This is a genomic window from Arenimonas sp., assembly GCF_035721105.1.
Taxonomy (GTDB): domain Bacteria; phylum Pseudomonadota; class Gammaproteobacteria; order Xanthomonadales; family Xanthomonadaceae; genus Arenimonas.
Genome location: NZ_DASTNG010000051.1, coordinates 38,334 through 55,017, shown reverse-complemented (window position 1 = coordinate 55,017; position 16,684 = coordinate 38,334). Strand labels below are relative to the sequence as shown.

18 protein-coding genes are annotated in these 16,684 nt (G+C 61.8%); 13 read left to right on the top strand and 5 right to left on the bottom strand.

Annotation, left to right across the window (positions count from 1 at the left end):
• Window positions 1–84: 84 nt before the first annotated feature.
• The 8 genes from VFQ84_RS07495 (at window position 85) to VFQ84_RS07460 (ending at window position 7,746) form a co-directional block, all read left to right on the top strand.
• Window positions 85–474, top strand: coding sequence for a hypothetical protein (locus tag VFQ84_RS07495; RefSeq protein WP_325130797.1), 390 nt, complete (start codon window positions 85–87; stop codon window positions 472–474).
• Between the two features lie 30 nt (window positions 475–504).
• A complete protein-coding gene (locus VFQ84_RS07490) occupies window positions 505–1,149 on the top strand; it encodes a hydrolase (RefSeq protein WP_325130795.1) in 645 nt (214 codons plus the stop codon).
• 17 nt (window positions 1,150–1,166) lie between these two features.
• A complete protein-coding gene (locus VFQ84_RS07485; protein WP_325130794.1) occupies window positions 1,167–1,820 on the top strand; it encodes a CDGSH iron-sulfur domain-containing protein in 654 nt (217 codons plus the stop codon).
• Window positions 1,821–1,899: 79 nt separating this feature from the next.
• Entirely contained in the window at window positions 1,900–2,214 is a 315-nt protein-coding gene (locus tag VFQ84_RS07480; RefSeq protein WP_325130792.1) for a helix-turn-helix transcriptional regulator, read from the top strand.
• An 80-nt stretch (window positions 2,215–2,294) separates the two neighbouring features.
• On the top strand, window positions 2,295–3,842 hold the full coding sequence (locus tag VFQ84_RS07475; RefSeq protein WP_325130790.1) for a lipase family alpha/beta hydrolase: 1,548 nt from the start codon (window positions 2,295–2,297) through the stop codon (window positions 3,840–3,842).
• A 742-nt stretch (window positions 3,843–4,584) separates the two neighbouring features.
• Window positions 4,585–5,580: a LysR family transcriptional regulator gene (locus VFQ84_RS07470; protein ID WP_325130788.1), complete on the top strand. Its 996-nt coding sequence runs from the start codon at window positions 4,585–4,587 to the stop codon at window positions 5,578–5,580.
• A gap of 174 nt (window positions 5,581–5,754) precedes the next feature.
• Entirely contained in the window at window positions 5,755–6,972 is a 1,218-nt protein-coding gene (locus tag VFQ84_RS07465) for a hypothetical protein (RefSeq protein WP_325130786.1), read from the top strand.
• Between the two features lie 3 nt (window positions 6,973–6,975).
• Entirely contained in the window at window positions 6,976–7,746 is a 771-nt protein-coding gene (locus VFQ84_RS07460; RefSeq protein WP_325130785.1) for a hypothetical protein, read from the top strand.
• On the opposite strand, the gene VFQ84_RS07455 is transcribed toward VFQ84_RS07460, so the two are convergent.
• The 3 genes from VFQ84_RS07455 to VFQ84_RS07445 are packed head-to-tail and all read right to left on the bottom strand — an operon-like array spanning window position 7,743 to window position 9,813.
• Entirely contained in the window at window positions 7,743–8,387 is a 645-nt protein-coding gene (locus VFQ84_RS07455) for a hypothetical protein (protein ID WP_325130783.1), read from the bottom strand. The two genes, VFQ84_RS07460 and VFQ84_RS07455, sit on opposite strands and share 4 nt — an antisense overlap.
• Window positions 8,388–8,404: 17 nt before the next feature.
• Window positions 8,405–9,430 carry an ImmA/IrrE family metallo-endopeptidase gene (locus VFQ84_RS07450; RefSeq protein WP_325130781.1) on the bottom strand — a complete coding sequence of 342 codons (1,026 nt, stop codon included), beginning with the start codon at window positions 9,428–9,430 and terminating at the stop codon, window positions 8,405–8,407.
• Window positions 9,427–9,813 carry a helix-turn-helix transcriptional regulator gene (locus VFQ84_RS07445; RefSeq protein ID WP_325130779.1) on the bottom strand — a complete coding sequence of 129 codons (387 nt, stop codon included), beginning with the start codon at window positions 9,811–9,813 and terminating at the stop codon, window positions 9,427–9,429. Before VFQ84_RS07445 ends, VFQ84_RS07450 begins: the two co-directional genes overlap by 4 nt.
• Before the next feature lie 37 nt (window positions 9,814–9,850).
• Here VFQ84_RS07445 and VFQ84_RS07440 point away from each other — a divergent pair, with 37 nt between their 5' ends.
• On the top strand, window positions 9,851–10,519 hold the full coding sequence (locus VFQ84_RS07440; RefSeq protein ID WP_325130778.1) for a sce7726 family protein: 669 nt from the start codon (window positions 9,851–9,853) through the stop codon (window positions 10,517–10,519).
• Here VFQ84_RS07440 and VFQ84_RS07435 read toward each other — a convergent pair.
• Window positions 10,446–11,483, bottom strand: a complete 1,038-nt coding sequence (locus VFQ84_RS07435; RefSeq protein ID WP_325130776.1) for a beta family protein — start codon at window positions 11,481–11,483, stop codon at window positions 10,446–10,448. The two genes, VFQ84_RS07440 and VFQ84_RS07435, sit on opposite strands and share 74 nt — an antisense overlap.
• A 228-nt stretch (window positions 11,484–11,711) precedes the next feature.
• On the opposite strand from VFQ84_RS07435, the gene VFQ84_RS07430 reads away from it, so the two are divergent.
• From VFQ84_RS07430 to VFQ84_RS07415, 4 genes are all read left to right on the top strand, one after another.
• The gene (locus VFQ84_RS07430; RefSeq protein ID WP_325130774.1) at window positions 11,712–13,433 is read left to right on the top strand and encodes a hypothetical protein; all 1,722 of its coding nucleotides are present in this window, start codon (window positions 11,712–11,714) and stop codon (window positions 13,431–13,433) included.
• 52 nt (window positions 13,434–13,485) lie between these two features.
• On the top strand, window positions 13,486–14,466 hold the full coding sequence (locus VFQ84_RS07425) for a hypothetical protein (RefSeq protein WP_325130772.1): 981 nt from the start codon (window positions 13,486–13,488) through the stop codon (window positions 14,464–14,466).
• A 180-nt stretch (window positions 14,467–14,646) separates the two neighbouring features.
• Window positions 14,647–14,868 carry a hypothetical protein gene (locus tag VFQ84_RS07420; protein WP_325130770.1) on the top strand — a complete coding sequence of 74 codons (222 nt, stop codon included), beginning with the start codon at window positions 14,647–14,649 and terminating at the stop codon, window positions 14,866–14,868.
• Between the two features lie 113 nt (window positions 14,869–14,981).
• The gene (locus VFQ84_RS07415) at window positions 14,982–16,037 is read left to right on the top strand and encodes a hypothetical protein (RefSeq protein ID WP_325130768.1); all 1,056 of its coding nucleotides are present in this window, start codon (window positions 14,982–14,984) and stop codon (window positions 16,035–16,037) included.
• Between the two features lie 79 nt (window positions 16,038–16,116).
• Here the strand turns inward: VFQ84_RS07415 and VFQ84_RS07410 are convergent, their stop codons facing one another.
• Window positions 16,117–16,644, bottom strand: a complete 528-nt coding sequence (locus VFQ84_RS07410) for a hypothetical protein (protein WP_325130766.1) — start codon at window positions 16,642–16,644, stop codon at window positions 16,117–16,119.
• Window positions 16,645–16,684 lie beyond the last annotated feature (40 nt).

Here is a 16,684-nt window from a genome sequence, read left to right as displayed (position 1 = left end):
ATAGCCTTCACGTGCCGGCCTTCTGGCGCGTCAGTTTTCTACGCCCGGAGCGCAGCCGTCGGGAACCGAAAAGGGGACAAGACAATGCGACGATCAACCCTTCTCATGCGCCTGGGTGCGCTGAGCTATCTGATTTGGGGAGCGCTGCATCTGGTGGCCGGCTGGCGTGTCTTCACGCTGGCCGCCACCGTGCCAGCCGACATGGTCCAGGGCCGCCTTGAGCAGGCGGGCTGGAACTTGGGTTGTATGGCCGCCGCCGCGATGGCCGTGGCTGTGACGATGAACTGGCGTTCCTCGCTTAGCGGCTACTGGATCAATGCCGTCCTGATCTCGGTAACCGACCTCGGATTCCTGCTCTTCGTCCTCCTACCTGGCTACATGCCCTGGCAAGAGGGGCTCATGGGTCCCGCCTTCTGGATCGTGGGCTTGATTCTCACGACCGCGGGGCTTCAGGCCCCGGCCACCCGCCGCTGATACCCCTTTTTACTCACTAAGGACCCGTCCATGAAGTCTGCCGCCGCCACGCCCGCCCAGTCCCTTATCTCCTCCCACAACCACGCTCTGATTCTGATTGACCATCAGGCCCAGATGGCGCTCTCCACGCGCACGATTGATGGCATAGAGCTACGCAATAACCTCTCCTTGGTGTGCAAGGCTGCCGAGGCGTTCAAAACGCCGACCATCCTGACCAGCGCAGGCGCCAAAACCTTCGCCGGTCCGCTCATGACCGAGATCACCGATGTCTTCGAGGGCGCGCCGATCATCGACCGCACGACGATGAACGCCTGGGAAGACACCCGGATCATCGATGCGGTGAACCACCACGGTCTCAAGAAGATCGTGATGGCAGGTCTCTGGACCTCGGTGTGCGTCGCTTGGCCGGCGCTGTCGGCTCGGGATCAGGGCTACGAGGTCTATGTGATCACCGATGCTTCCGGCGACATCTCCAGCGAGGCGCACGAGCGTTCGATCACGCGCATGGCCCAAGCCGGCGTCATTCCGCTGACCTCGATGCAGTACCTGCTCGAGATGCAGCGCGATTGGTCCCGTACGTCCACTGTGGCCAAGACTGCGGCCATCTGCACTCAGCACGGCGGCACCTTCGGCGTAGGCATGAGCTATGCCAACGCCATGGGCGGCCAGCACTAACCCACTGGAGAGACTCCATGAGTTCGGACCTGCAGGAATACGTTGGCAAGGACCTGGTCGTCTACTTCGACGGCAAGCGCTGCATCCATTCGCGCAACTGCATCTTGGGCCACCCCAAAGCGTTTATTGCCAACGCGGACGGTCCGTGGATTCACCCTGACGCAGCGAACGCCGAGGAATTAGCGGCATTGATCCGGAGCTGTCCCTCGGGGGCGCTGTCCTATCACCGCCGGGATGACGGCCTGGAGGAACAGCCGCCGCTCAAGAACGTCCTGCGGATTCGGGAGAATGGTCCCTACGCGTTCACGGGCACCGTGGAGATTGCCGGGCAGGTGGACGCCACCCGGGCAACGCTGTGCCGGTGCGGAGCGTCCAAAACCAAGCCCTATTGCGATGGCAGCCACCACGAGGCCGGGTTCCAGGCCACGGGGGAGCCGGCCCCGCCTGCGGCCCCGGAAGCACCGATGCACCGGGCGCCACTGGGTATCACGCCTACCCGCAACGGGCCGCTCCTGGTGCAGGGTCCGCTGGAGATCGTGTCGGGGACGGGTCGCAACCTGGCCCGCGTCGAGAAGGCGGTACTTTGCCGCTGCGGCGCGAGCAAGACCAAGCCGTACTGCGATGGCAGCCACGTGAGCACGGGCTTCTCGGACGGCGGACCCGCGGCCTAACGTCGCCGGTACCTGCCCGTTGATGGCCAACAGGGGTAAGTCCCACCGGCCTGGGCTGAGTGCCCCAGTTCGAGCGGCCATGCTGTCGCCCGAACTGGTCCTGGCCATTCGCCACGAATCGCTTCTGGCCTCAGATCTGGTGAACGGGTTCTCCAATCCGGTTCGAGGCCAGATCCTGATGTACGTCGCTCAGTTCACCGCTCTGACGGTGGGCGATCTGTCCAGCCTGACCGGCACCAGCATCTCCCTGATGTCCCTGTACGTCACTCAACTGCAAGACGCCGGCTGGGTCTGCGCGGAAACGGTCGGCCGAGCCCGTCAGGTGCGCCTCGCTTCTGAGCACCGCACCCAAATCGTAGAGCTCATCCGGCACCACTCCCGCCACATGAAATAGATCGCTCCGCAGGGAAAAGGGCTGGCCGCCCTGCCTGAATCCCAGCGTTACCTCCACTGAAACCATTCCAAGGACGCGCCATGGAGATCGTATTCGTCGTTCCCGGAATTATGGGCTCGGAACTCTATCTTCGCGAAGAGAAGATCTGGCCTCCGTCGCCGGGACGGAGCTTGCGCAATCCAGATCGCTTGCTCGACCCCAAGGTAGTCGTGGGTGATCTCATCCGCGACGTACTTGTTTTTAACTTCTACAGCCAGTTGCTAAAGCCACTGCGCTCTTGGGGTTACAACGAGACGACTCCTGGCAAACACGGCTTGGTAGTCCCCTGGCCCTACAACTGGGTGAAGGGCGTGCCGGAGAGTGCGGCGTTGCTCGCCGATTCCATACGGGTCCAGCTAAACAAACACCCGGACAGCGAGGTGGTGCTCCTTGCGCACAGCATGGGCGGCTTGATCTGCACCTATGCGCTTGAGTGTTTGGGGGAGGCCGGCAATGAGGTTCCCTGGCGCGACCGCGTGCGACTTCTGGTTACATTCGGAACTCCGTTCCGCGGTGCTCCCGAAGCGCTTTTCAATGCTTTCGGAATAGAGGGCGTTCAAGGCATCCAAGCGAGCGACTGTCAGGCATTGATGGCCGACAAGCGATTCCCCTCTGCGTATCAGCTATTCCCCCATCTCCACACCGACTCGATGTGGCAGCTTCAGGCACCGCTGAACCCCATCACGGGATACCAGGCCCTCGATCCTCAGGGCCCCGCCTTGGGTGCTGAGAATCTTGCTTCCGCATTGGCATTTCAGTTGGCTCTGAAGAAAGGCAAGCCCAACCCAGCCACTCGAAAGTTCAATTTCTGCGGCACGTCTTACTCGACGATATGGGGGATAAGCCAAGCTATTGTTCCTGGCGACATCGTTGATCCATTCAAATCAAAGTCCGGCGATGGCACCGTACCGTCCTGGAGTGGTCAGCAACTGCACGACGTTCAGTTTGCTCCGCTTGGTCAGAAGCACAGCACCACGTTTGGCAGTGATGATGTTCTCTTGGTGCTTCGCGACCTGCTTCGGAGGTCTATTGACGTGCCTCCAAGCGGCGGCGCGACGGTAAGACTCAGTCGCAAGCCTCGTCCGGCTCCAACGAGGCAACCAGCGGTTTCCATCACTCGAAACTCCATGTCTTCACGGCGTGCCATGGTTGAGGTCCAGATCGCCGAACCACCCGTCGACGGACATCTGAAACTTGGCTGGATGACCGTTCAGAACGTACGAACGACGGACGATCTGGCTGGATTCATGTCCCGACAGGCACTGAGTAGCCTCGTCTCTGCCGCCGTCGTTCCCCTGGGTGAAGAAACCGAGTTCCCGACCACGATCGCCATTCCCCGCCCCCCCGGCATCGGGGAGTACGCGCTAGTGGCCTGGTCCGGCGAGGACCAGCCACTCCTGACCGAGCTCGACGCTTCGGCCATGGACGTGCTTTGGGTCTTCGAAGACGATGGGCGATGCGGCGAAGCCGGCCAGATGTCCAACCCCGAGATCAATGAGCTGATCCGCGTAATCGAGCGGGCGTTCGGCGTGGACGAGAAGGAAGCAAGCCGCTTGGATGCTCCGCCGCTACAGAATGCCCAGGACTAGGCAAATGACGAGGGGCCATTGCTGGCCCCTCGGACGCCGGCGCTTTCTTTCGGCTCCCCGCTAGCAGGGCGCAGTGGCCAGGCGACAGGCGCAGCGTGCCATTTCGAGGCGTTGGGAGAATAGTCGAGTTACGCTTGGGTTGGGGTAAGACTTTGTCCTACCTATCTTTCTCTGCTGACCAAAGTGCGTGCCATCTCTCTTGAGCTGAAGTCTGCAAGGAAGCAAGGTGATGGCGAGTATCCGGGCAGACCATCCAACCACCCTAGGATTGGGGCCCGGTCAGTACTCTGGACTTGATGGACCAACGGTCCTTGCAGATCTGACTCGGGCGCTGTTTCAGGCCGGCGCTCGCAGTCTACTCGAAGTAAACACTTCCCAGTGAAACAAGGCCGGTACAGAAAGGTGTAAGTTACTGATTTTTGTCTCTTGTCAGGCGATCATTGAACTATCGCGGGCGGGATAATTGCTCAATATTTTTCGGATGGTCCGACAAGGGCCAGCGTCACTCAGCGACCCGGGACGGATCTGCGTCGGCCTGGCCCTTAGCTGTCCTGGACTGCAAGCGATCAAGGGAGCCCAAGCAGAACGGAGCGCAGCTCTCCTTTACTTGACCGCAGTCAGCACCAGCAACCTGGTCAAAGCCAAGGGGAATCGGTGATCAACTGCTGCCGCACCCTCCGCCGGGCGTCGAGTGCCATTTTGACCCGCATCAATCCATAACGCATTGGCATCGGAGATCCGAATGCAGGACCGATTTGAAGACCTTCGAACATTCATCACGATCGCCCAAACCCGGCGTCTTGGCGCCGCCGCAGACAGATTGGGGATCGTTCGATCAGCCGTTAGCCGCCGACTTCAGGAGCTTGAGGGTCGCCTAGGCGTACTTCTCGTCACCCGAAACACGCGAAGCCTCTCACTAACAAATGCTGGCGAGGAGTTCTATCGACGGGCTTTGGCAATCCTTGAAGAACTAGAGGATGCGGAAGCCACCATCGCCAAGGGGTCCGCCGAGGTGTCCGGGAAGCTTCGAGTCAGCGCGCCTGTGACTTGGAGCGTGATGCACTTGGCGCCCGTGCTCGCCGAGTTCTCACAGCGATACCCGGCCGTGCAAATCGAACTCGAACTAAATGACAGGATTGTTGACGTCGTGGAAGAGGGATTCGACGTCGCTCTTCGGATATCCCGTCTCAAAGACTCTGCCTTGGTAGCTCGCCAAATCGCACCCATCCGCCACGTGGTATGTGGCGCCCCGAGCTACTTTCGCAGGTATGGAGTCCCCAAACGACCAGAAGACCTGCTGTCCCATCGCGGACTCACTTACAGCCATGTCGAGGACCGGCTTTATTGGCAGTTCTTTGAACCTTCCAAACAGGAACTCTTTTCGGTTGATGTTTCTTCCGTCGCACGAGTGAACAACGGGGATGCGCTTCGGGAACTGGCACTGGCCGGCATGGGGGTCGCCTTCTTGCCCACCTTTGTCGTCTGCCACGCCGTTGATGCCGGACAACTGAGGTCTGTGTTGACAGACTTTGTTCGGCCGCCCCTTCATCTTTACGCCCTCTACCCCTCTCGTCGACACCTTTCAGCGAAAGTGAGGGCGTTCGTCGACTTCTTGGTAGAGAAGTACGGAGACTATCCAATCTGGGATCGAGTGGCGGGCTTGCCTTCCGCCTCCGCAAAAGGGCCATCTGTGAAGTCCTCGCGGACCGGTCGCCCCAAATCGCCGAGGAAGCGCTGAGATAGTACGACTGCCAACGTCTGGGACGTTGATCGAGCTTGCCAACGTCAGAGAGTGGCCGTTCTACAAGACCACAGTATTGCTTCCAGGAGAATGGTCCGCTTTTTTCCGGGTGCTAGCGTGCCTGCGCTACGCCCAGAAGCGGTGGGCCACCCCCCTCCAAGGAGATCTGCCATGAAAACCCGTCTTGTTCTCGCCATTTCGCTGGCGCTCGCTGCGCACGCTGCCTCAGCCACGCAACTTTCCTCGGTTTCACAGCTGGCGTTTGGGCCCGATGACGTCCTTTTCATCGCCGACTGGAAGCAGTCGAGCATCCATGCCGTGGAGTTACCGGCCTCCCGCGCTGACGCGGGCAAGACGTTCAACATTCGTGACCTGGATAGCGTTCTGACAAGCGCCCTTGGACCGGGCGTCCTGGCGATCGAGGACTTGGCGGTCCGCCCCGGCACCGGCGAAGCGTACATCGCCGTGTCCGTTGGCGAGGCGAAGGTTCCGGCCATCGTCGTGGTTACCAGCGATGGAATGGCGACCAAGCTGGACGTGGCGGCTGCCCAGGCGTCGCGATACGCGATCGATGATGCGCCGAAGGACCAGACCGAGTTCTGGCATGAGATCCCCGAGCGCAGCTTCACCGTCACGGACATGAAGTGGTACGACGGCGAACTATTCGTCGCGGGTTTGTCCAATCAGGACTTCGCTTCGACCCTCCGCCGCATCCCGTACCCGTTCACCGGCAAGGAGACGACGACGTCGGTCGAGATCTACCACACGTCCCACAACCAGATCGAAACCCGAGCGCCGATCCGGACGATGGCCATCGCCAACGTGGGCGGGACGCCAACACTGATTGCTGCCTACACGTGCACCCCGCTGGTCACCATTCCGCTGGCGGACCTCAAGGCGGGCGCGCATGTTCGCGGAAAGACAATCGCGGAGCTTGGCTACGGCAATACGCCCGCCGACCTCCTGCATTACCAAATGACGGCAGACGGGAAAACGGTTGATTACTTGTTCCTGACCAACCTCAACCGAAGCTCCGATGTGATCCCGCTGGCCAGTGTCGAGGCGGCTGCCGCCAAGCCTGGCATGTCGACCTACGTCGAGTTCGGGAAGATCACCGGCGTCGACACCATGCAGGCACCCATGGCAGGGGCCATTCGGACCGACAACCTGGACGCCAACTTCCTACTTACTGCGCGCCGGGATCTGGCGACCGGCAAGAGTGAGCTGGTGTCCGTCACCAAGTTCGGATTCTTCCGCCTCTCGGACTTTGTTTCCGAGTACAACTTCCCGGAGTACTCCTACACGAACGAGTTCCAGCGCACTCAGATCAAGCCTGTCCAGGACGCCCTCATGACACAGGAGGGGTTCGCGGACGAGATCCGCAAGTAGCCCATGGAATTCCTCTGGCTAGGCGTTTGCCTCGCGTTCCTGGGTTCGCCGGTCGCTTCTGGGGCCATGCCGAGGGCCATAGCCGTCTTTCCCTCCGGCCCATCGCTGCCGGCGAATGCGCTTCGGATTTCGATCGCGTTTCGGTCTCCGCCGCAGGGACCGATTCTGCCGGGCCTGTCACTCGTTGACGCGCAGGGAAGACCGATTGACTCGCCCTTCCTGCCACAAGAACTTTGGTCCCCCGATGGCACCATCCTGACGGTGCTGTTCCATCCGGGGAGGGTGAAAGCCGGGCTAGCCGCCAAACAAGCTCTGGGGGCGCCGCTGGAAAAGACAGACCATGTTGCATTGATGTTGGGCGGGCAACAGCTCAAGGTCTGGAGCATTGGTGACGAGGATCGCAGCCCCCCCGACCCGTCTCGGTGGACCGTTGGCGGCGACGGTGTTTCCGGGCAAGCCGCGGTGATTGTTGAGCTCGACGGCCCCGTGGAAGCGCGGGCCGCGCACCACATCGCCATCCAGGATCCGGCAGGACGGCGCGTCAGGGGAACTGGCCGGCTTGTGGCCGGGGAAACACGCTGGGTGTTCGTCCCGCTGGCGGCGTGGTTACCCGGCACCTATCGCGTGGTCTCTCATCCACATCTCGAGGATCCGGCGGGCAACCGCGTAGGGCAGTTGTTTGAGGCCCGCGATCTCTCCACCAAGCAGGCAGACCGCAAGGCCGGCCCCACGTGGACGGTGAGGGGTAATCATGTTTCTAACCCCGAACCTTAGGGCGACGCCGCGCCCAGTCTCCCCAAACCATCGCATCCATGGCCGCGAGCCATCAGCTCAGGTGAGGTTTGGTTCAGGTCCTTGAGATAGGACGTCAAGCCCTCCTCGATCTGAGCCTGCGACTTCGATCCGGTTCGCCCCAGAATCGCCAACGTCGCCATGTCGCGATCGGGATACTCCCGCACCCGGCGCAATAGCTCGTTCGGGCCTAGGGTAGAAAGTGCGTGCCAAAGCAGTTGCTCCAGACACATCACTCGCCCGGTGAGCTCGGGAATCAGCCCCTGAGCATGCACGGCGGCCAACGCGCGAATGGCCCGCTTGTCGCCAGTTACAACGAATGCCTCGGGCGCATTGCCAGCCGCCGCGAACAGCACCTGCTCGCCGACGTCGATGTCCTGTCGCCCCTGCAGCCTGGCGATCAGGCTGACCTCCGGATCGGGCAGCGGAGCGCAGCGGGCGAGATACGGCGCCAATGCTGCCGCCACCGCCGGATCCTTGAACAGCTTTGGATCGGCTTTTTTGGTCCGGGGCGGCAGGGAGGTCAGGACGGAGACCTCCGACCAGGTGGCGCCGACCATTGTTGGCACCTGGTCCAGCAGACCCCAATGCGCTGCGCTGAGCAGCACATCGTTGTCGGCCAAGAGAGCGACCGGGCGCATCAGGCAGCTCGAGCAGCCACCCCGGTAATGTGCTCGACAAACTCTTGCAGGTCGCCGGCGATGGCCGCGGTATCGATCTGCTGCGCCATCCTGTCCACCAACGTCGCCTGGGCATCCAGGTCGTCTGCCAGGAAACGCAACGCCAGATTGGCATCGGCCCAGCGGCGCGAGGTGAAGGCATAGCGCAGGATCAGGTGGCCCGGTGCCGTTTTCAGCCGCGGCCCGCCTTCCAGGGCTTTATCGACAAGCTCCATCATGGTCGCCCGCGTGCCCCAGCTGCTCACCGCTTGCTCTAGGTCCTGTCCACCCAGGACGCTGTGGGCGAAAGCATTGGCCTCGCGCTCTTGCTGATCGAGCTGGGATTCGGCCTCGAAGTCGGAGGTGTCCTTGATGGAGCCTTCCACGATCGAGCCGTTGTCCGGCACATGCCCCAAAAGGATGTGGCCCAGCTCGTGCGCCAGGATGAAGCTCAGCCAGGCTTTTGAATCGTTCTTGCGGGCGATGACGATGGCCGGCCGAGACTCGACCTTCATGGCCACCGCGTCCATCTTCTTTACCCCCGCAGGGAGGTTGGGCAGGGGAATGACCGGGATGCCGCGTTCCCAGGCGAACTCGAGCAGGCTGTCGAAGTCGACCCGGGCATTGGACTTGGCCAGGATCCGCGATCGCACTTCCTGCGCCGAGAGCAGCGGCACCGGCGGCTGCGCGGGCATGGCCGCAACCACCGCCTTGGCCAAGGCGCCGGCAATGCGGGTCGCGGCCTGCAGGTCTTCTGCAGCGACCCGGGCGGTGTGCTTGAACCGGGGCTCTGAGACCTCGCCCAACGCACGCACCTGACCCTGGGCCAGCTGCACGGCATCCAGGCCCAAACGTCGGCTCATCATGAGAACGAACTCCCACGCGCCGGCCGTCGTCGAGGCCGTCGCCTCTTCCCACCAGTCGGGCAGCAGGGCGCCGACCTGCCTCTTGTTGAGGCCGATCCCGCGCAGTGTCGCCATCAGGTCACGGTAGGGAAGAACGTTCATGGGTGCTCCTTGTCGGCGCGTTTCGCCGGCGGGTCGCGCAGGAGGGCCAGCGTGGGAGCCAAGGCCTCGATGACTCGGGCCAGGACCGCCGCGCCGTGCGGATTGTCCACTAAGACCTGTCTTACGGCGTGAGAAAGACGCCGCTCATGCGCCGACGCCGGCAATGCCGCTTCAAGATCAATATTTGCATATTGGCATATCTCACGAACCGCGTCGGTGACGCGGGCCCGCTTCCCGGCCAACAAACGACTAACTTGGCTTTGAGGTTGTCCGGTCAGCTTTGCGACGTCTGGTTGCGTATGCCCTTGCGCCACCATGTGCGCCTTGATCCGCGGAATGGCGTCCAGGACTCGGGGGTCAACGGGCTGTTTTCCTCGCGGCATACTGGCATTTTGGCATATCGTATGGCATAATCCCAGCATGAACTCGCCTCGCCAACGCGTCACCGAACGGGAACTGCGCCAGGCGCTCGCGGCCTGGCTGGCGCCCCGCCTCACGGGTGATGACCTGCTCGTCGAGGAGCTCGGCATCGAGAACGGCACCGCCCGCGTGGACGTGGCGCAGCTGGGTCGCTCGCTGTGTGGGTTCGAGATCAAAAGCGATTTCGACACCCTGGATCGTTTGGCCCACCAGATGCACGCCTACCATCGCGTGTTCGATGCTCTGACCATCATCACCACCGCCGCGTTTGTTCCCCAGATCACGCTGCTGCTGCCGCCCTGGTGGGGGATCCTGCAGGCCGACCGCGATGCCGACGGCGAGATCTCGCTGTCGGAAGTGCGCCCGGCGACCGCCAACCCACGCCAAGAGCCCGAGAGCATTGCTGCCCTGCTGTGGCGCGATGAGGCGGCCCGAATGCTTCAGGAGAACCTGGGCGCCAAGGTAGCCTGCTCAGCGAGCCGGGCCAAGCTCTACCGCCAGCTGGCCGACCTGACGGAGTTGGCCACTCTGAAAGAGTGGGTTGTCAGCGTGCTTCGCGCTCGCACATCCCTGCGCGAGCGCGACCTTCGCCGGGTCAGATCAGCTGATCCAATCGCCGCGCCGTCTGGACCAGATGATGGTTTGCGGCATCTCGCCGCCATGTCGTGAGGTTGCCGGTCTGGGTCTGACCTGGCTGGGCGTAGAAGCTGTAGCGCCCATCGCCGTAGCTGAAGCCAGCGCCGGCGTACAGGGGACTGGCGACCAGCAGTTTGCACAGCGTGTTGTACTGGCTGAACCCGCCCGCTCCGGCGGTCTTGACCCCTTTGCCCCGGATGAGCCACCACTCCCCGTCCAGGGCGTAACGGATCGCGGCTGAGGGGTTCATGGCCGTCGGATCCTCGATCTCCAGAGGCTCAGGGTTGGTGACGGTGAAATCCCCGAATCGCACGTCAGCGCAGCCCGGCTGGGCCCGCAGGTCCTGCCACACATGCCATTCCTTGCGCCGCAGCTTGTTCTGCGCGCCCACCGGGATGCCCGTCAGGGTCATCGGGAACGAGCCGCCCGCCATGGCGACATAGGTGGCATCGCCGCCGGCAAGGGTGTCGCGGACGAAGGGCTCCACGAACCCGCGCAGCGCCGGCTCCGGGGCATCCCCGATCGGCCCGAAGTCATAGATCACGTGCAGGTGCACCTTGCGGCCCACCGCCTTGCGCACGTCCTTCACCACCTGCAAGGCAGCGGCGAGCGGTAGCAGCTGGAGGCGCAGCCGAAGGATGACGATCTCGAAGTCCTTAAGCGGCGCCAAGTTGCCCAAGTTGGCGATCAAATCCGGCACGTTGATCACCGGGTAGGTCAGGTAGCCGTCCTTCTGAAGACCCGCACAAAGCTTAAGCAAGGGCTTGAACGCCAAGCCCGCTGGCCAGAGGTTTCGGCCGTCGATGCCGAAAGGGAACTGATCGGCATGCCCCCGGTCGAGCTGTGGCCCCAGCGCGGCCCGTAGGTCCACGTCGGGTTTGCCGATGACCTCCAAGATCGGGAGCATCAATGCTTGGTCGGCACCGTCGAGGTAGCGAACGGCGTCTTGCTCGCCCTTCTTCCATTTGAGAATCGGGTAGTACTTTGGACCTGCCATGCCATTCCCCTGTTGTGGTGCCCGATCGGCGCACTCCCATGACCCTACGGCTTGGAAGGCGCAAAAGAGTTGGAAAAACCTCAAACCATTGGTGGCCAAAAGCTCTTACCGTGAGACCTCCGCAGATCGGGCAACAACGGGCCTCAAGATCCTCCACGCCAACCCGCCACCCAATAGGACAGGCACGGGCCCGACCGCATGAGGGGGCCGGCTGGCGCCATCTTGCTGATGCCCGATCTCCCCCAGGGCGAGGCGACCTACGAGCTGCGCTATTGCGGGGCGCTGCGTTGCCATGGGCCCCATCGCCAGACACAGATGCACCTACTGCTCTGGATGCAGGAAGAAGCTCGGTTTGTACGGGTCTGGATGCCCCTCGACCGCCTGCCGCTGATGCCGCTGGGGTCGCTATGGCGCAATCGCACGGCGGTAACGCTGCCCAAGGCGATGGACGCGATCCAGCCCGACCTCGCCGCCGGCATGGACTGGATCGGTCTGCAGCTTCGCCCGGGGCACCTGGACCTGGACATGGGCGATTGGATCGATCCAGCGTTCCCCCACCCCGCGGGTCTTTGGCGCTTCCTGACCCGGGAGGGGGTGGAAACCTACTTGCCTGTGACCGAGCTGATCCGGACTCACTACCTGTTTGATGCGCGCCTGCTGCCCAGCATCGCCGGCGGCCTGGCCCAGAATGGCCATCTCACCGGCAAGGCGCGGCAGGCCTGGCAGCCCGAGCACACGGGCTGGATCGATCACGCCGGGGGCCACGCGAGGTTCCGAGGGGCGCCCTTCCTCACCGACGATGCGGCGTTCAGACTGGCGCGAGTGGTGCTCGATGTCGAAGGCGTCAGAGGCTTGAACCAGCTCTACGCCACCCTTCGCGAGCTCCGTGCCAAGGCAAGAGGAACCGGCGATACCGACCTCAGGCGCGCCTTTCCTGCGGTGGGATTGCCGTATGAAACGGACGCCTCTTGGATGGTGTCGACGCGGCCGCTACCACCGGGTCAATCGGGCCAACCCCGACAACTGGTGCTGCGCATAGATAGGCATAGTGCGCCCCCACCCTGGCAAAGCATCAGCCTCTCCGACGGCAGTGCGCCCCGTAAGGCTCCGAGCCCGACGGCCGCCGGAGCCGTCAAGACCACGACACCCTTCCGGCTCGAGCCGCTGGAACACAATCCGGTCACTACCGACTCCAGCAATACCGACAGTCGCTTCCTCCCACTGACTAGCCGAGACGTCAGAACAGTCGACGAGGAGGCAAGGCTCTACCGCACCGACCGCAAGCTCGATCCGCCCGCTGAAGAGGGGACGTCGGATCCGCGTCGCATGGGGCGGCGCAAGGTACAGGAAGCCGGTGCGCAGCTGCCCGGGCGCGGCGGTGAAGGTCGGCCCGTGGCAACCCCCGACCAGACCGATGCGGCCGCGGCAGCCGCCTACGTGCCCATTGGCGATGATCTCCGCCCGGTCCTGGACATCGTTGGCCAGCTACTCGTAGCCGGTGCCCGCGGCGAGACGATTCACTGCCAGTTTCGCCCGTCGCGGGACCTGTCCTACAGCTTCCAGATGCCGGCCCGTGGAAAGAAGGTGGTCGATCCGCGCATCCGCTCGCGCCAGTTCCTGATCTTCGAGTGTGTTTGGCGCGGGACATACGTCTACGTGGTGGAGCCGGCGCGGCGAGCGGTAAGCGAGAATTTCCCGGTGGGCGTCATCTATACCTTGGAGAAAACCCGGCTAACCTGGGGCGACATTACAAAGCTCGCCCGGGACTGTGAAATACGACGGCGCCAATCGCATAGCTGGATCGAGGACGGCCGTATCGGCGGCGGCGAGATGCTGATCATCGGGCTGGATCATCCACCCAGCGGCCAGCCATCAGACTCGCGAAAGAAAGCGTTCGCTTCTCGGATCGCGGACACCGTCGCGCTGGCTCTGGGGCTCTTCCAAACTTAGCAGTACCCAGTGAAGATGCGCCTGGCTACAACCACTTCCAAGCGAGGATCCCATGGGAGGCGTCAAGGACATGCTTTTTGATTCGCCAGAGCGCGACATCGAGAACCTCCCTCGCGAGGCGCACGCCGAGCTGGAGGGACATCCATTTGAGGTGAACGATCAATGGCTGAAAGACTGCGAGGATGAGGACGACATCCGGACTGCCATCAATGGTTGGTGGTACAGCCGTTATTGCGACCCCGCGCAATCGACCCCCTATGCGGGGCGTGAGGGCGGCTACCTCTTCATTCACGGCGGCCCATTTGATCCCTCGGACTTGTTGCACGATCGGTTCGGCGACCTGGTCGAACATGAACTGATCGAGGATATCGTGGGCGACTTGATCGCCGAGGTCGGGGATCAATGGGCGCCGGTCCACGGGGTGGGAGAGGACTGGTACGACGACGAGTTTGGCGTCATCGTCGATCGCCAGACCCCGGTCATGGCACGACTGACCGATCGCCTGGCCAGCCTGCGAAGCGTCCTAGCCCTTAAAGGCGATCCGGCCGCCGAGCAACTGGTTCGCAACATGGTCTACGCGTCCGCTTTCTCCGCGTTTGAGACCTATCTTTGGGAAACCATGGTGTTCTGGGTCGACAACGACAGCACCGTTGTCCGCAACATTCTGACCAAACACGCCAAGCTCAAAGTTGCGACCGTCAAGTGGCAGGATGTTTTTGCAAAAGTGGAGTCCGCGAAGGACGACATCAAAGGCTTGCTTCAGCGCACGGTCTGGCATCGCTGGGACGAGGTACGGCCCTGGCTGATCAGCGGACTAGATATCAAGGTTCCCGAGTTCACGGGCTTTAGGGAGGCGCTACTCGCCCGGCACGATATTGTGCACCGGAGCGGGATGGCACTCGATGGCACTCCGGTCAACATCACCTTGGAGCGCATCGACGAGCTCTTCGAGAAGATCGAAGCTTATGCTCGCTTGCTGGAAGAGCTCTTGGACGGACGAGATACAGACGCTGATCGATTCCCGGACATGTAGCGGCTACCCCTTTCGCACGCATCGCCTGAGAGCCTGTGCTTGATGCCAAATCCAAGACTAACTAGCGCCCAACTAGCCATTGCTCGCGACCTCTTGCAGGAGGTCCGCGCACGAATTGCCGACCTCAGCGGAGGCGATAGAGACCTGGAGTTTGCATATCGTCGAAAGGTCTACAAAGAGTTGAATTACGACGAGCGCAGCAAGCCTATGGTACGTCGCAAGCTCAAGGCGCTAAAAATGGCTGAGCAAGGGGGGCTGTGTGCCATCTGCAACGAGCCGCTTCCCGAGCGCGGCGCCGTCCTGGACCGGATGCGGGCCGTCGATGGCTACGTCCCCAGCAACACCCGGCTCGTTCACGCCGCCTGCGACGTCAGTCAACAGGCGTCAAAGGGGTACACCTGATGTGGGTGAGTCGAGTTCTGGGGCCCTGCCCATCCTGTGGCTACGAGCGCTACGGCAACGTCATGGTCCTTCCCGCGCTCCTTATTCGCGGATGCGGACGCTGTGAGTACTCCGTGCGCATTGCTTTGCCTGCCCTTCAGAAGAAGGTCTTGTACCTGGATCAACCGTTCTTTAGCGGGGCGTTCCGTGGGGGCGACCCGCGCTTCGTGGAGCTCGCCGCGAGGATCGAACGGCTGTCTTCACAGCAGCTTTTGATCTCACCCCGCTCCTTTGCCCACGACGCTGAATCGCTTCAATGGCAGCGCGGTACCGAGCTCCTTGAGTTCATCAAGCGGACCAGCCGAGGGCTCCGGTTTGAGCAGGGTTACGAGGTTGAGCAGAGACAGATTTCCAAAGGATTTCGTGCCTGGAGAGCGGGGGAGCCTCCCGAGTATGTGCGAGACCCCAGAGACGCCCTGCCGCGCCACGTCCACAGGTGGCACGACTACATGGTCATCGACATTCGGCGCCAGTTCGATGATCCGGCGGAGCTGCGAGAGAGGAAAGAGCGCTCCGCGCAGACGCTGGTGGGCTATTTCGATGAATGGCGACAATCAACATCGACGTTTGAAGCAGACGTGCAAGCCGAGCTTGACGCTGTAGCCAAGATCTATCGTGATTCCTACATCCAATACCTTGTACAGGTAGGAAGCGGTAACGTCGAAGCGATGCTTACCTCTCCTATTCACTCACAAGTCGTCGAGCGAATGCGGGATCAGCTGCCAGCAGAGATGGATATTGCCGAGCAGATAGAGGCTTGTGCCGAATTCTTCAGGACACCTCATTTTGCACAACTTCCGTACCAGTACATTCGCTCCCGCGCATGCGCCATGCTCAAGCAGAGGGCAAAACGGGGCGCGTACGTCAATACAGACAAGGCTATAGCTGCGGTAGGCGGTTTCTTTTACGACCTTGATCACATTGGTCACTACGCGCCCTACTGCGACGCCATTGCAATGGACCAGCCGATGGCCGAAATGATGAAGAGTGGACAGATGGACTTGGAAGGGCGATTTGGCGTCAAGGTCTTCAGCCTGGCGAACCTGGACGAGTTCCACGCGTGGCTCGATGAAGCCGAGCAGGGTATGACTGATGAGCACCGGCAAGGATTGAGGGAGGCCTACGGCTAGTCGCTCCGCGGTCGTGCCAAGAACGATAGTTCAGTTTGTGCCGGCATTGACCCTGACGTGCACCCGCATTCTCGAGTCGCTACTGGCTCGCTTTCGCCTTCTTGATACGCTCGATCCTGCCTTCAAATCCAGCCAAGGTTCCATCTTGCAGACCATACGAAATGGCCTGCTCACAGACCCCAATGGCCCTATCAGTCTCGCCAAGCTCTGTCAGGAGCGTCGCGTAGTTCTGAAATGTCGTGACCCTGGGCAGCGTGCCGCCCATCTCCTTCTTCAGCGGTTTGACCATGTTCGGGAATTCACGCAGGTGGAGCTCGGCGACGTCCCTGCATAACCTTGACATTTCCGGATCACTTCTCTTCTTGTAGGTTGCATCGACAATGCTCATCAACAAGAAATGGCGGTCGATCTTGTTCGACTTGGAGTTCAGCGCGGCCAGCATCTTCGCAAGATCACCGGAGGTCCAGGCATCGAACGCCTCATCCGTTTTTACTGTTCGACCAAGCCGAATCGTGTATGCCGTAGGCTTTTCGGGTTCCGGCACGATTGGCGGATCAGGCTGAGCCGCGGGAGGTGACGGCAACAGCCGTTTCAGTAGTTTGATCATGACTAGTATTACCAAAGTGAGCATGCGGCCAGGGTCGTTC